Genomic DNA, 13,830 nt, shown 5'->3' with positions numbered 1-13,830 from the left:
CAACCGAACAAAGACATCACTGCACTGGAGCTCCGGACCCATGTGCAGCCGGCGAATTAGCCCGGGCAGAGGACCGAATCCTTCCCGCCTTTTCAAGCGGGCTGGAACGCCCCGACGCTCAGGAGCGTGATGTTCGCGTTGCTGCACGCGCTGGTGGGCTGCGGCAGGAACAACGACGCCGTGTCTTCCGGCGGGTAGATGCGGTAACCGGCCGCGTCCGTCAGTGTGCAGTCGCTGTAGTTCGCGGCCTGGGTGTAGCGGAGAACGGCGGTTCCGGTCTGGCCCGGCGCCAGCAGTACGTCCGCTACGGGGGTGGTTTCGTCGCGGGTCGCGGCCGCACCAATCGGTGCACCGTCGGCGTTGGCGGTCAGCGATACCCCCGGGTAGCCCTTGAGCAGGCAGGGCGCCGTGCCCGTATTCGTGAGGTTCAGCTTCATGTAGACGCTGCCCGCCGCGCCGCCGCCGGACGCATCGGTAGCCGCCGACAGTGTGGCCGCTTTGCAGAGCGCGGGACCGGCCGGAGTGGTGGCAGACGACGACGGCGAGTGGGACGCGCCCGGAGACGCCGGCGTGGTGGACGGGCTGGCGGAGTTAGTCCCCGGCGTCGTCGTCCCCTGCGTCTGCGGCTGGCTCGGTCCGCAGGCGGTGAGCATCAGTGCCGCCGCCGCGACCGCCGTCGTAAAAACAAACACCCGTGACATCCGCTGAAAGCTCATGCCATAACAGTTGCGGCCTGTGTGGCTGGAGTCAACGATGCCACGGGCAGGCAGGCCGATTTGATGCCCGGATTGTGATCATCCGGGCATCAAATCCCGCGATGTTACGCGGCGGAGTCCTGCCGGCGCTTTGAGCCGCTGCGCGCGAAGGCCACCCCGCCCAGGGCGAGGCCGCCGAGGCCGGCGGCAAGCCCCGCCCAGCTGCGGGCGTCCGCACCGCTGTCAGTCACGGCGGCTGCCTGCTCGGTGGCCGGGGTTTCGGTGGTGTGCGCCGCGGAAGCAGCGCCGTGGCCGTCCGCGCTGGCCGGCTCGGTGATGGTGATGGACGGCGCCGGCGCCTTCAGGGAATGCGGGTCCTGGCCGTCCTTGGCGATCTCCGACCAGTCAGTCTGCCCCGTTTCGCACGACTGCAGCGTGGGGAAGTAGAGCGTGGAGCCTGCCGCGTCGGGCAGCTTGACCGACAGCACCAGGGCATCGCGCAGGTCGTGCTCGAGGGGTGCCTTGGCGGTGTAGACGATCTGGCTGGTGCGTTTGGTGATGGAGGTGCCGTCGGCCAGTTTCTTGGGCTCGGCGAGCTGCTCCGTCACCCTTTCCACGCTCCAGTTGGGGTTCACTGTGGGCTGGGCGTCGGTGAGTTCGGCCGGCAGGGTGATGGTCACCTTGGTGGTGCCGGACTCCTCGCAGCCGTGCGGGATACCGAAGGTCAGCAGGGCATACGAGTTGGCGTCAGTCTTGTCCGGCTTGACGCCGACGTGGGCGGACGCCCCTGCTGCTGCGGTCAGGATCAGGACGGCTGCGCCGCCGGTGGCTGCCGCTGCGGTGAGGGTGCGGCGAAGGAAGGTGGTGGTCATGGGGTTGCCTTTCGGACGCACGCCGGATGGGGCGTGCGGAAGTACGGGATGGGGCCCGCGGCCTGCGGAAGTGCGGTGCGGGCGGAGTCAGGAAAGCACGACGGCGGAAGGCGGGCCGCGTCGGCTGTGTTGCCTGAGGTTCCGCCAGGGGCGGAGGGGGAGAACCGCCGGTGGGCCGGGCACCGCGCGCGGCGTGCCGGCGTCGGGCGTTACTGCTTCGGGGAGCCGGACAAGGGGCCTCAGCCACGCGGCCAGTGCCCATAGCGCGGCCTCACCCCTGGCCAGCAGGAGGGCGCACGCGCCGGTGGCGAGTGCGTGGGTCAGGAGCATCAGGAAGCCAGCGGATCCGGGATCGTGGACGTGTCCGGTGGCCACGAAGACAGGCGCGGCAGCGCCGGCGCGGTGGGCGTTATGGAGCCCGGAGGCAGCCGTGCCCACAGCCGTTCCCGCCGAACTGAAGACCGTGAAGGCTTCGTGCAGGATGAACTGTCCGGCCCCGAGGACGCCGAGCATGGCCGGAAAATTGAGCCGCAGCCTCGTGGCCGTGGTGGCTGCCAGGACTGTCAGTGCGAGCACGGCCAGCAGGATGCCTGGGGCGGGAAGGTCGCCGCCGCCGGCCACGTGGGCGCCTGCGGCAAGTGTCAGGATTCCCGCGGACAGGGAGGCGGCGCGAAGGAAATGGAAGGGTGGCCGGGCGTGGTTGGTGCGCACGGATCCTCCTTATTTCGGTCGCCGGTGACGGGCTTCAGTCGCGTTCTTCCAGTGTTCTTCGGCGACGTTCAGATTCTACCGGCCTTTGGGCGGGCCACCGGTGTGTGACGGGCGGTGCAGCGCGATCACGTTCGACGGAGATTCTGTCGTTTCGGATGGCTCGGCTGGCAACTTCAAGAAACCCATGGCCAGGTCGAGGCACTGGATGGCGACCGGGGGAACGCGGTAATCGGTCGCCGCCTCCACCAATCCGAGTTCGGCGAGAAGGGTCAGCTTCTGCTGTGCCTGCAGGGCCGCGAACGACGCGTAGATCTCTTCGAGGCCCGTTTCTTCGAGTTCCGTGTCTTCAAGTTCTACGTCCTGAAGCAAGGCGCCCTCAAGGTCCGGCGACGCCATCCGTTCGAGTTCCGCCACGGGCATCGGTTCATCCGTGGTGCCATAGGTGAGGACGGCCAGCAGTGTCCCGGCTACCGCTTCCTGGTCCCACACCTGGTCCTCGTCGGTGAGCACCCCGACCAAAAGGACCACCGACAGCATCCGGCGGATGTCCAGCCGTTCCTCGATCCTCGTGCTGTTCCAGGCGGCCACTTCCGGGCCGGGAACGGCTTTGGTGGATCCGAGCCTGATCAGGTTTGCCCCCACCAGGGCTGACCAGATCTCGCGGAGCACCGGTACGTCGTGCATGGTTCCGACTTCCAGCAACGTTTTTGGCCGGCTCTCGGCAGTTTCCAGATCGAAAAGTGGGAGGGTCCGACTCGCGGCCCGCTTTCCACGGGCATGTACTCCTACGGCTGCGGCTGCCGGCTCGATGTCCTTGAGCCGCAAAGCACCCGTGCTGGTGATTTCCTTGCCGGTTCCGATCCAGTCCAGAAGGGAGGTGGCATGCTGGATCAGCGGCATGGCATTGAACGCAGCCTCCTGGTGCTCGTCGCTGAGGTCAGGTACCTGGATAGCCGGCAATTGCGGGACAGCCGCGGCGATACCGTTTCCCAGCGCTGCATGGAGTTCCTCGAAGTCGGCGTCCGTGCCGCTCCATCGGCCGGTCCCTTTCAGGAAATGGATGTACGAGTGAAGGGCGAAATAGATGTCGTCGAAGGCCTCATCCATGTCCTCGGGGTCCAACGACGCCGCGATTGCTCCGGCCGCCTGCTCCACGCCTTCACTGTCGATAGCGGTGGCCGAACTCGAACCGTTGTTGGCGTGCTGCGCCCTGAGGAACAGTTTGACCAGTTCGAGGCACTCGAAGGCATCGGCCGGGTCCGGAGCTTCCGCCGCGTTCCATTGAATGAAGTCAACAGCCATTGAGTCAATTGCCCGATGGTTCAGGACCAGCTGCAGCGGCATCTTGGGGGCCGGGGGAACAGCCTTGAGGTGCCGCCGGTCCTTGTTCCTGCTCTTGGATTTTCCGGTCTTCTTGGTCAAGGATTGCCTCCGGTGTCAACGGGCGATGGTCCCACATTCGATGGCTGGGATAACCGCGGATGTATCGAGCTTACAAAGCCGGACTGCCGGCGAGCAGTTCCGCCAGGACATCAGCGGCGGAGTCATGCCGGATCAGCGGTGTGGCCTGCCCCGCCCACAGCGACATAAGCTCCGTGTTTCCCAGGGCGGCTGCCTGTGGGCGGAAGCGGCCGGTGAGCCAGTTCTGGACAGGGAAAGGAGCTGTGTTCCGTTCTGACAGTTCCGCGATGATGCGGTTGGGGATGCCGCGTGCAAGCCGTCCGCTGAGGGCCCTCGTCAGTACTGTTTCTTGCGCGGCCGGACTGTGGAGGATGGCCCGGTATGCAGGCACGGCCGCGGATTCGCGGGTGGCCAGGAACGCCGAGCCCACCTGGACCGCGTCGGCGCCGAGGGCTCGTGCAGCAGCGTAGCCGCGGCGGTCCGCAATGCCGCCGGCGGCGATGACCGGAATGCCCACTGCGTCAACCACCTGCGGAACCAGTGCAAAGGTTCCGATCAGGGACTCCTCCGCGGGCTTCAGGAACGAGACCCGATGGCCGCCGGATTCCATGCCGCTGGCAACCACGGCATCCACGCCGCCTGCTTCCAGGGCAACGGCTTCCCCGACCGTGGTGGCGGTTCCCACCACCACGATTCCACGCCGGTGCGCCTCCTCCACCAGTTCCGGCGCGGGCACACCGAACACAAAGCTGACGACGGCGGGACCCGCCTCCAGGGTTGCCTCCACCTGCTCGTCGTAGTCGGGCAGGTAACGGTCCGGCATTAGCGGAACCGGCAGGCCCAGTTCGTCAAAGTACGGCTTCAGGGTCCCGACGTAGTGGTCGAAATCCGGCTGGGGGAGCGACGTGGTTTCGTCGCCGGTGGGAATCCAGAGGTTGAGGGCGAACGGCTTCGCCGTTGCCTTCTTGAGCTCGGCAGCTGTGCTCCGAATGGCGTCAGCACCGTAACCGTAGAGGCCATAGGAACCCAGCCCGCCGCCGTCGCTCACGGCGGCTGCCAGCTCCACGGAAGAGACGCCACCGAAGGGGCCCAGCACCACCGGAACGTCCGTGCCGAACAGTTTGGTGATGCGGTTTAAGCTGGCTGAGGTGCTGTTCTCGAGAGTCATGCGGTGGCTCCTGGCAGATCGACGTCGGCTTCAGGACCAGTCTCGCAGGGCTGGTGTCCGCTGCCCAACCTGTGGCTGGGTTCAGTCCGTTTCCGGGCCTGAGCAGTAATGGCAGTCGTCGGGGCAGGTGTCGGTCACGGCTGGCTCCAGGTGAGTTCGAAGCCGTCGCTGACATGGAAGAGCCTGCGGCCGCCCACCGGCGTCCTGACCCAGACGGTCTCGCCGTCCGTTGTCCTGTTGTCCACGGCGCCGGCGTACTCGGTGTGGCCGTTCCGGGTCAGCAGAACGGTGTCGCCCACTTGGACGTCGTCCCATTGGCCGGGGGCATTAACGCGATTCGTCATCGAAGTCACGGTTCTTCCTTTAAGGATCGGGTGCCGGGCAGGTGTGCCGGGTCCACTTCATACAACCCGAAGGGCCCTGGTCTGCTCAATGGAGGATGTGCCACTCTTGCTGCGGCCGTTTGTGCAGGCATCCAGTAGGGCCATGTACCGCGGCATGGGGCCGGGCTAGACTGCTGGCGTAAGTGGCCAACTACCTCAGGGAGCACATGATGAACTACTCAGGGACTGGCAACGAGAAAGCGATTCCGGCCAGTGAACTTAACAGGACCCACGTGGGCCAGACCGTCAGTTTTGAGCCAGACGAATTCACGCTGGTGTTCGGAAAAATCGCGGCCATTGCGCGCAAGGAAGGCGGCGTGACCATCGCCCTGCAGGGTGTCGAAGGAAGCGGCGGCCTGCAGTCCAATTACAGCCTTCCGGGCAGTCAACACGTTTACCTTCAGCCGGACATGCTGACGAATACCGAATCCACCATCAAGGATCTCTTCGGCAAGGTCCAGGAAAACCTGCGCGGCGGCCACAAGGGAGATGACAGGACGGACAAGCTTTAGTACTACAGTCCCGTTTGTTTTCTTCTTGCCGGCGTTCTATTTAGCCGGACTTCCGACCTAACCTGAGGCGAGACCCGGTACAGCCACAGGATAAGAGGGCTCACTTCCACGCCATTCTTTCGCGCGTGGTGCCGTAGGGGACATCCTGGTCCAGGCTGACGGTGAAAGTGTGCGGGCCGCTCCGCGTGACCATGAGGCCGTATCGTCGGGCCATTGCCTGGGGCCTGAGGATTCGCACGGCGTCGTCCAGTGTGCTTTCCATCGATGCCCTTTCGCGGATGGTCAGGGTGATCGAATCAAGGGTCCACGTGTTTGTCATGGTCCGTCCTTTACATGGGTATGTCGGAGAGGGCGACGGGAGATGAGGACTGATGCCGCAACGCACAGGACGGCACCTGCCGCCCGAGTCGCCAGGATCATGACCTGCCGGTGAGCGTCGGCCAGCGGACCCGGCAACCAGGCATCAGGGGCGTTGGCCTCTTCTTGCGGCTACAGGTCACCCGCCCAGCGGCGGTGTGCGCACGGGTGCGGTACGGCGGTCTCCGGTGGCCTCGACGGCGGCTGCCAGGTGCAGGAGCGCAGTATCGTCGTAGGCCCGGCCAGCGATAGTGACCCCGACGGGCATGCCAGTGTCGGCCATGGTGCCCATCGGCACGGTCACGGTCGGTATGCCGAGGTGCCGGGGCACGAGGTTGCCGTTGGCCACCCACACGCCGTTGCGCCAGGCAACGGTGGCGGATGCCTCATTCACGTCAGCGTCCGCCGGGCCGACGTCGGCGACGGCCGGGAAGACGACGGCGTCCAGGCCGCGCTCGTCCATCCATTCCTCGAGGTCCACGCGGCGGGTCTCCTCGAGCCCCCTCAGGCCGTCGGCCAAGTGCGGAATGCCCTCCAGAGGCGGGACGCCCTCTTCGCGCGCTCGGTCGGCGTACTGGGCGAGGTCGAAATCCAGTTCGCTGTAGCGGTCAGGCAGTGCTCCCGCGGGCTGCGGGAAGATCCGGGACCCGTCGGCGTCGGCGAGCCTGTGCAGGGCCGGATCGCCGTTGGCCTTGAGGAAGTCGTCCCAGGCCCACATCGACAGGTCCCACAGCTCACGCTCCAGGTACTCGGCGCTGACCAGGCCGCGGGTGGCGACGGTGGGGGCACCGGGGCGGTCGCCCTCGTAGTTGGTCACGACGGGGAAATCTACCTCGACCACCTCGGCGCCGGCGGCCTCCAGGTCTCTGCGTGTGGCATCCCAGAGGGCGAGGACTGAGGCGCGCGTCTGGATGCGTTGGCCCGTTGGCCCGCCTATGCCGGGGGAGTCGCCCGTGCCGGCGTGGGAGTCGGCGTTGATGTACATACGTGGAACTCCGAGCCGGGTGCCGGCCAAGACCTGCATGGCGGCCTTGGCGTCCGGTACTTCGAGGGTTCGATAGGAGCCGGGGCGCAGGCTCAATGCCGCCGGGATCTTGACCCATGGCTGCATGCGCCAGAAGTCGCCGCGGGTTTCTGTGTCGTCGGTGACGACTACGTCGAGTACCTCGAGGAGATCGGCCATGCTGCGCGTATGCGGGACAACGACGTCCATCGTCGGCACCAGCGGCCAGTTACCGCGCACGGAGATGATCCCGCGTGAGGGAGTGTAGGCGCAGAGTGCGTTATTGGAGGCGGGGGCCCGGCCCGAGGACCAGGTCTCTTCGTCGAGCCCGAATGCGGCGAAGCTCGCCGCCGTCGCTGTCCCGGATCCGTTGGAGGAACCTGACCCGAAGGCAGCGGTGAGGTAGTCCGCGTTGTAGGGGCTTTCGGCCCTGCCGTACACGCCGCGCTGCATGCCGCCGTTTGCCATCGGGGGCATGTTGGTGAGGCCGATGAGCACCGCCCCGGCGGCGCGGAGTCGTTCGATCGTGAAGGCGTCGCGCTGGGCGATGAGATGCTCGAACGCGGGGGATCCGGCCGCCACGGTGAGGCCTCTGACTTGGAAGCTGTCCTTGGCGGTGTAGGGGATGCCATCCAGTGGTCCCAGCGTTTCGCCCCGGGCGCGCCGCTGGTCGGAGGCGGCGGCCTCGGCGGCGGCATCGGGGTTCATTACGACGAGGGCGTTCAGACAGATGCCGCCCCGGTCGTAGGCGGCGATCCGGTCGAGGTAGAGGTGGACCAGTTCTTCACTCGTCACGCGGCCGGACTCAAGTGCGGCCCGGAGTTCGGAGATCGTTGCCTCGACGACGTTGAAGGTGCTCATCGCCAGGCCTCCCCGTCCGTTGCTGTCCGGTGGGGAGCGGGCTGCTGCTGCGTGATGCAGTGGATGCCCCCGCCGAAGGCGAAGATGTCCCGGGCGTCAACGAGTTCAATCCGCCGGCCGGGGTAAGCCTGCGCCAGGATCCCGGCGGCGATTACGTCGTTCGGGTCGTTGAACGCGCACAGGACCACCACATCGTTGGCGACGTAGTGGTTGATGTAGGACCAGTCGACGAAGCCGTCGCCGGCGTCGAGGACGGTGGGGGCGGGGACGTCGACGATGCGGAGGCGGCGCCCGGCTGCGTCGACGGCCTGCTCAAGAGCCGCACGGATCTGCCGGCAGACGTCGAAGTCGGGATGGCGCGGGTCATCCTGCCGGTGCACCAGGACCGTGCCCGGACCCGCGAACGCGGCGACAATGTCCACGTGGCCGCGGGTGCCGAACGCGTCATAGTCGCGACTCAGCCCGCGCGGCAGCCAGATCGCGGTGGTGGTGCCGAGTCGGGCGTGGATCTCTGCCTCCACCTCGGCCTTGGTCGCCCCAGGGTTGCGGCCGGGGTCCAGTTGCACGGTCTCGGTCAGCAGTACGGTGCCCTCGCCGTCGACATGGAAGCCACCCCCCTCGTTGACGAGGGTGCTGGACCGCAGGCCGGCGCCGGCCTCGGAGGCGACGAACCCGCCGAGGTGCTGGTCGTTTTCCCAGGCTGCCCAATCCTGGGCGCCCCAGCCGTTGAACACCCAGTCCACGGCCCCCACGGCGCCGTCGGGTCCGTGGATGAAGGTGGGCCCGGAGTCGCGCAGCCATGCGTCGTCCAGCGGCGCCTCCACGACCGTGATCCCCTCGCCCAGCGCGGCGCGGGCCGCTTCGGCGTCGGCGGGGTCCGACACCATGGTCACGGGTTCGTGGCGGGCAATGGTCCGGGCGACGGCCGTCCATGCGCGCCGGGCCCGCTCCAGGGTGTCGCTGCCGGCGGCGCCGAAGGTGTCGTTGGGCGTCGGGAAGGCCATCCAGGTCCTGTCGTGGGGGTACCACTCGGCGGGCATTACCGTGTCCGTTGCGGCGGCAGGATTCATGGCGGGGCAGTTCTTTCGTTTCGTGGGGGATAGGGAGGCGGGCGGAAACGTCGTCATGGTGCGACCGCCGCGACGGCGGCGTCGAAGGCGACGTGCCCGCCCACAACGGTCAGGCGCGTCCGGTTCGTCAGCAGTTGCTCGGCTTCGGAGAGGAAGGGGTCGGTGTCCAGGACGGTGAAGTCGGCGAGGTGGCCGGCGATGATGCGGCCCTCGCTGTCTTCGGCACGGCAGGAGTAGGCGGCGTCGCGGGTTGCGTGGCAAAGGGCGTCGGCCAGGTCAAGGGCATAGTCCGGCCGGTTTGGTGGCAGTGAGGGGTCCAGGGCGGACTTCCGGGTGGTGGCGACGTACATGTTGGGCAAAGGCTCGTGCGGCGCGGTGGGCGCGTCCGTGCTCAGGGCCAGGGTTGCTCCGGCTGCGAGGAATTCGGTCCAGGGGTAGGCCCGCTCGACGCGGTCGTCGCCCAGCACGGACTTCCAGTTGTCCTGGATCGCCGGGTCGGCATGGACCGGTTGCATGGAGGCCACCACACCAAGGTCAGCCAGCCGCAGCACGTTGGCCCTGGTGACGGTCTCGAGGTGTTCGATGCGGTGCCGGCGGTCCTTCGGGCCGTTGATCCGGTGCGCCTCTTCGAGGGCGTCCAGGGCGATGTCGGACGCTTCGTCGCCGATGGCGTGCAGGGCGATCTGCATCCCGGCGGCGTCGGCGGCGACCACCACCGGGATCAGGGACTCCCGGTCCCAGATGGGTTCGCACCGGCTGCCGTCGGCGTAGGGCTCCTTCATGGCCGCGGTGCAGCTGTCGATGACGCCGTCGATGACGATCTTGATTCCGCAGATTCGCAGCCATGGGCCGGAGAGCTCGGCCACCAGGCCGGCCGCCGTGGCGACCTGGGCGAGGTTGTCTTTCTTGGTGGCCCGGCGGGTGACGAGCCAGTGGCCCTTCACACGCAGGGGCAGGGAGCCGCCGCGGCGGCGCAGGGCACGCCGGAAGGCGTCCACGTCGTCTTGCTGGACGGCCATGTCCACGGCGCCGGTGACACCGACGGCAAGGTAGTGCTCGAATGCGGACTCGAGGTGGGCGTCGCGGTCGGCGTCGCTGGCGGCGCGGGCGAGGGTGGGCCAGACGATCTGCTGCGCCGCGGTTTCGTAAAGCATCCCGTCGGCAGCCCCGGTGTCCGGGTCCCTGCCTATGCGACCACCGATCGGGTCCGGCGTCGCGTCGTCAATGCCCAGTTCGACCAGGGCCGCGCTGTTGACCCACACCGAATGCAGGTCGTTGGCGTCAAGGTAGACGGGACGGTCGGACACGGCTTCGTCGAGCATCTGTCGGGTCGGGGCCTCACCTGCGAGTGCACTGTAAAGCCAACCAGCGCCGAGGATCCGAGGAGACTTCGAGTTCTCCGCGGCCGCCTCCCGCAGACGCCGCTGGATGTCGGAAAGGTCCGAGGCGTCGCGCAGGGCGACCCTTTGCAGGGCCTGTCCCATCATCAGGAGGTGCGTGTGGGCGTCGACGAACCCGGGTAGGACGAAGCCCCCGGCCAGATCGACCTCCGCAGCATCGTTACCGGCGGCCCGGCGCGCTTCGGCCTCCGTCCCGACGTAGTGGAAGCGTGAGCCCTCGACGACGAAGGCGTCGGCGCCGGTGCCGTCGGCGGTAAAGATCGTGGCATTTGTGTAGAGAATGCGGTGTGTCATGGGAAGGCTTTCGGATGTTGGGAAACTGGCGGGGAGCATCAGACGATCGCTGTCTGGGGGAAGTCGGTCTCCGGCGCAGATCGGGGGGCCGAGTCGGTCTCGCCCCGGACGGAGACGCGGGCGATGACGAGGAAGGGAACCAGCAGGGCAAAGGTCATCCCGGCAAGGACCATGCCCATCCCGGCATAGCCGATCGCGGCCGACAGGGAGGTGCCGAAGACGGGGGCGAAGGAGGAGCCGATGAGGTAGACGCCGAGCAGCGGCGCCGACCACCGCCCCGATGCGTCCAGTGCGGCGGCGACAGCGATGATGTAGACGAACGCGGCCGCGTAAAGCGTATTCCAGGCGATGATGACCACCAGGTACCAGCCCGGGTCGGTCACCGCCCCGGCGAGAAGTTTAAGCAGGCCGCCGGCCACCAGGGCGACCGCAAGGGCGATGGTGCGTCCCAGGCGCCGCCCGAACAAGCTCACGACGGCTGTGGCGAGCAAACCCCCCAAGGTGGACAGGCTGAGCGCCAGTCCCATGCCGGTTTCATCGAGACCTGCCTGCTCAGCCCCCATGGTGCCCGCCACGGCCCACAGCGAGTCTTCGCTCAGCGCCCACAGGGCAAAGCAGATCAACAGCCCGACCCCGGCCGTTGTCGGAGTTCGCAAAGGCTTTTTGGCTGCGGCCGGCGATGACGCAGCAGAGGCGTATGTTGCCGGACGGTCCGGCAGCCACCCCGTTGTGAGCAGGGCCGCCAGGGCCAGGCCGGCTAGCAACCCGAATGCGCTGCCCATCCCGGCTCCAAGCGCCGGGATCGTGAACAGGACAACCGACACGATCGTGCGGTTAGTGAACCCGTTGATGCCCGAGGCGCGGTCCGGATTACGCAGGGCCCCCAAGGCCGCGCCACCGGCGGAGACAGCCCCGCCCGCACCCAAGCCGCCCAGCACGACTCCTGCGACGACCACCGGCACGGAGGGGACGAACGCGGCGGCTCCGAAGCCCAGAGCCGCAAGGGCAAGGCCGGCGCGGGCGACGACGTACCGCCCGCCGTGCGCGGACCAGCGAGAGGTCGCCAGGCAGGAGGCAGCGCAGGCAAGCAGGGAGGCCGTCATCAGGGTGCCCGCCTCAGTGACGGAAAATCCCAACTCCCCGGTCAGGGCAACGATCATGACCGGAACCAGGTTGGCGGTCATAAAACCCACCACGCTGATCCCAAAGACAGAGACGGCGCGCTTCGCCGTCAGCGGCACTCGGCCGGAACCCTCCGGCTCCACAGTGTTTTCAGACATGGCTACCTCCGGGGGATGGTCTGGATGTGAATGCCGTCACTAAATGAAAGGCATTCATTTAGTGTGACGCATGTCCCGGTCGGGCACAAGAGGTTAGTGAAAGGCTTTCACTAAACCTTATTTAATCGCCTGGGCATGTACGCCGGCGATGAGCAGTTCGACGCCGAACACGAAGGCCGCTTCGGCCCGCTCCTCCACGGAGCCGGAATTTGCGACCGCACGATGCAGCGCTGGGAATTGACCCTCGGGCGGGGACCAGACGACATCCGGGGCTGTCAGGTCGAGGGCCGCACCCAGGGCAAGGTAGTCAATCGTGGCAATCGCCGGGCCGATCTGGCCCTGGTCAAGGCCGGCACTCTCGAGCGTGACGGCAATTTCCTCGTAGAAGCCCACGACGCCGAGGTCCTGCACCGTTTGCGTGATCAGCAGGGGTACGAGCCGAGGGTGGGCGGCGAATCGGTCACGGTAGGCGCGCACGAGGGCGCGCAGGGCATCCGCCCAAGAGAGATTCTCAATCCGTGGCGGAACTTGGACGGCGAAAAGCCGGCCCCGCATCAGCTCAATGATGTGCTCACGGTTGTCGATGTGGTTATACAGGGCGGACTGGCTGACGCCGAGCCGGCGCGCCATCTTGGGGAAGCTGAAGTCCCCCGCCTCATCTACGAGCGTCATCGCCGCGGTGACGATCGCATCGACGGACAAAAGCGGTGATTGGGGGCGAGGCATCAGAGACTCCTTGGGTAGCGCAACTCCGTTGAATCTACTCAATAAGTCTCGAATGCATCTGTTCGGACTGGTCGAGACATCGAACAGCCGACGTGGTCCGCATTCATCAGGGTTGGACTCTGACCACTCGAGGGTAGCCCCCAACTGTAGTGGCCAGGTTGATCGGGCTCCTCCTGGCGTGGCAAGAAGACGTGGCAAGAACCAGGGAAGGAATCCTACTGTGTCAGCGATTCGGCCGCCGTCGAAGTGATCATCACGCATCTTCCGAACGTAATCTCGGCGCTTTCAGAGCCGTTGCCATGCCGGTTTGTTCTCGTAGGTGTACCGGTAATAGTCAGCAAGCGCGAGTTTCGACGCCGCCGACTCATCGAGAATGACCACGGTATTCGAGTGCAGTTGCAGGACGGAACCGGGGCACATGGCCGATATTGGCCCTTCCACGAGCCGGGCAATCGCATCGGCTTTCTGCTCTCCGGTAGCCATCAGGACAATACGTCGGGCTTCCATGATGGTGCCGATGCCTTGGGTGATGACGTGGTGAGGGACATCGTTCGGATCGCCAAAAAAGCGCGCATTGTCCCGCCGGGTCTTGGGAAGGAGAGTTTTCACCCGCGTCCGCGAACCTAAAGACGATCCTGGTTCATTGAAACCAATGTGGCCGTTCGATCCGACGCCGAGGACTTGGACGTCGATGCCGCCGGCGTCCGTGATCGCTCTCTCAAAGTCCGCAGCTTCTATCTCCAGATCGGGGGCGTTCCCGTTGGGCCCGCGCACTCCCGCTGGATCGATATCCACACGAGTGGTGAACTCCCTGTTGACCACCTCGCGGTAGGTTTCGGGGTGCTCTGCCGGCAGGCCGATATATTCATCCAGGCTGAAAGCGCGCACCTCGCGGAAGCTCAACTGTCCGTGACGGCTCCGACGCTCCAGCTCGTTATAGAGGGGGAGCGGGGATGAGCCGGTCGCCAGGCCCAGGACGGCCGCCGGCTTGCGTTGGATAGTTCGTTCGAATGAGTCTGCGGCGGTCCGGCCCACACCGTTAACATCGGGGCAAATGACAATTTCCATATTGATCTCCTGCTAGGTCTTCTGAGTTT

14 protein-coding genes are annotated in these 13,830 nt (G+C 66.5%); 1 reads left to right on the top strand and 13 read right to left on the bottom strand.

What is annotated here, in order from left to right; translation table 11 throughout:
• Positions 1–92: 92 nt before the first annotated feature.
• From MUN23_RS05320 to MUN23_RS05295, 6 genes are all read right to left on the bottom strand, one after another.
• Positions 93–716: a DUF4232 domain-containing protein gene (locus MUN23_RS05320; RefSeq protein ID WP_248762773.1), complete on the bottom strand. Its 624-nt coding sequence runs from the start codon at positions 714–716 to the stop codon at positions 93–95.
• A gap of 104 nt (positions 717–820) precedes the next feature.
• Positions 821–1,567, bottom strand: a complete 747-nt coding sequence (locus MUN23_RS05315; protein WP_248762765.1) for a YcnI family protein — start codon at positions 1,565–1,567, stop codon at positions 821–823.
• 87 nt (positions 1,568–1,654) lie between these two features.
• Positions 1,655–2,278 carry a hypothetical protein gene (locus tag MUN23_RS05310; protein WP_248762764.1) on the bottom strand — a complete coding sequence of 208 codons (624 nt, stop codon included), beginning with the start codon at positions 2,276–2,278 and terminating at the stop codon, positions 1,655–1,657.
• Between the two features lie 75 nt (positions 2,279–2,353).
• Entirely contained in the window at positions 2,354–3,700 is a 1,347-nt protein-coding gene (locus tag MUN23_RS05305; RefSeq protein WP_248762762.1) for a hypothetical protein, read from the bottom strand.
• A 70-nt stretch (positions 3,701–3,770) separates the two neighbouring features.
• On the bottom strand, positions 3,771–4,847 hold the full coding sequence (locus MUN23_RS05300) for a nitronate monooxygenase family protein (protein WP_248762761.1): 1,077 nt from the start codon (positions 4,845–4,847) through the stop codon (positions 3,771–3,773).
• 134 nt (positions 4,848–4,981) lie between these two features.
• Positions 4,982–5,191, bottom strand: a complete 210-nt coding sequence (locus MUN23_RS05295; RefSeq protein ID WP_058930086.1) for a hypothetical protein — start codon at positions 5,189–5,191, stop codon at positions 4,982–4,984.
• A gap of 209 nt (positions 5,192–5,400) precedes the next feature.
• On the opposite strand from MUN23_RS05295, the gene MUN23_RS05290 reads away from it, so the two are divergent.
• Positions 5,401–5,742 carry a hypothetical protein gene (locus tag MUN23_RS05290; protein ID WP_248763998.1) on the top strand — a complete coding sequence of 114 codons (342 nt, stop codon included), beginning with the start codon at positions 5,401–5,403 and terminating at the stop codon, positions 5,740–5,742.
• A 100-nt stretch (positions 5,743–5,842) separates the two neighbouring features.
• Here the strand turns inward: MUN23_RS05290 and MUN23_RS05285 are convergent, their stop codons facing one another.
• From MUN23_RS05285 to nagB, 7 genes are all read right to left on the bottom strand, one after another.
• Positions 5,843–6,061, bottom strand: a complete 219-nt coding sequence (locus MUN23_RS05285) for a hypothetical protein (protein WP_248762759.1) — start codon at positions 6,059–6,061, stop codon at positions 5,843–5,845.
• Positions 6,062–6,238: 177 nt separating this feature from the next.
• Entirely contained in the window at positions 6,239–7,963 is a 1,725-nt protein-coding gene (locus MUN23_RS05280; RefSeq protein WP_248762757.1) for an amidase, read from the bottom strand.
• Positions 7,960–9,033 (bottom strand): agmatine/peptidylarginine deiminase, encoded by a 1,074-nt coding sequence (locus MUN23_RS05275; protein ID WP_248762755.1) that lies wholly within the window; start codon positions 9,031–9,033, stop codon positions 7,960–7,962. The genes MUN23_RS05280 and MUN23_RS05275 overlap by 4 nt, the downstream gene beginning before the upstream one ends.
• A 53-nt stretch (positions 9,034–9,086) precedes the next feature.
• The gene (locus MUN23_RS05270; protein ID WP_248762753.1) at positions 9,087–10,727 is read right to left on the bottom strand and encodes an amidohydrolase; all 1,641 of its coding nucleotides are present in this window, start codon (positions 10,725–10,727) and stop codon (positions 9,087–9,089) included.
• Between the two features lie 38 nt (positions 10,728–10,765).
• Positions 10,766–12,007, bottom strand: a complete 1,242-nt coding sequence (locus MUN23_RS05265; RefSeq protein WP_248762751.1) for an MFS transporter — start codon at positions 12,005–12,007, stop codon at positions 10,766–10,768.
• A gap of 117 nt (positions 12,008–12,124) precedes the next feature.
• Entirely contained in the window at positions 12,125–12,733 is a 609-nt protein-coding gene (locus MUN23_RS05260) for a TetR/AcrR family transcriptional regulator (RefSeq protein ID WP_248762749.1), read from the bottom strand.
• 285 nt (positions 12,734–13,018) lie between these two features.
• Positions 13,019–13,801 carry a glucosamine-6-phosphate deaminase gene (gene nagB, locus MUN23_RS05255; RefSeq protein ID WP_248762747.1) on the bottom strand — a complete coding sequence of 261 codons (783 nt, stop codon included), beginning with the start codon at positions 13,799–13,801 and terminating at the stop codon, positions 13,019–13,021.
• Positions 13,802–13,830: the final 29 nt, after the last annotated feature.

The organism is Pseudarthrobacter sp. SSS035 (genome assembly GCF_023273875.1).
In the GTDB taxonomy this organism is placed as follows: Bacteria; Actinomycetota; Actinomycetes; order Actinomycetales; family Micrococcaceae; genus Arthrobacter.
Note: the sequence above shows the minus strand (reverse complement) of the source record. Positions and strands in the feature narration are given on the sequence as shown.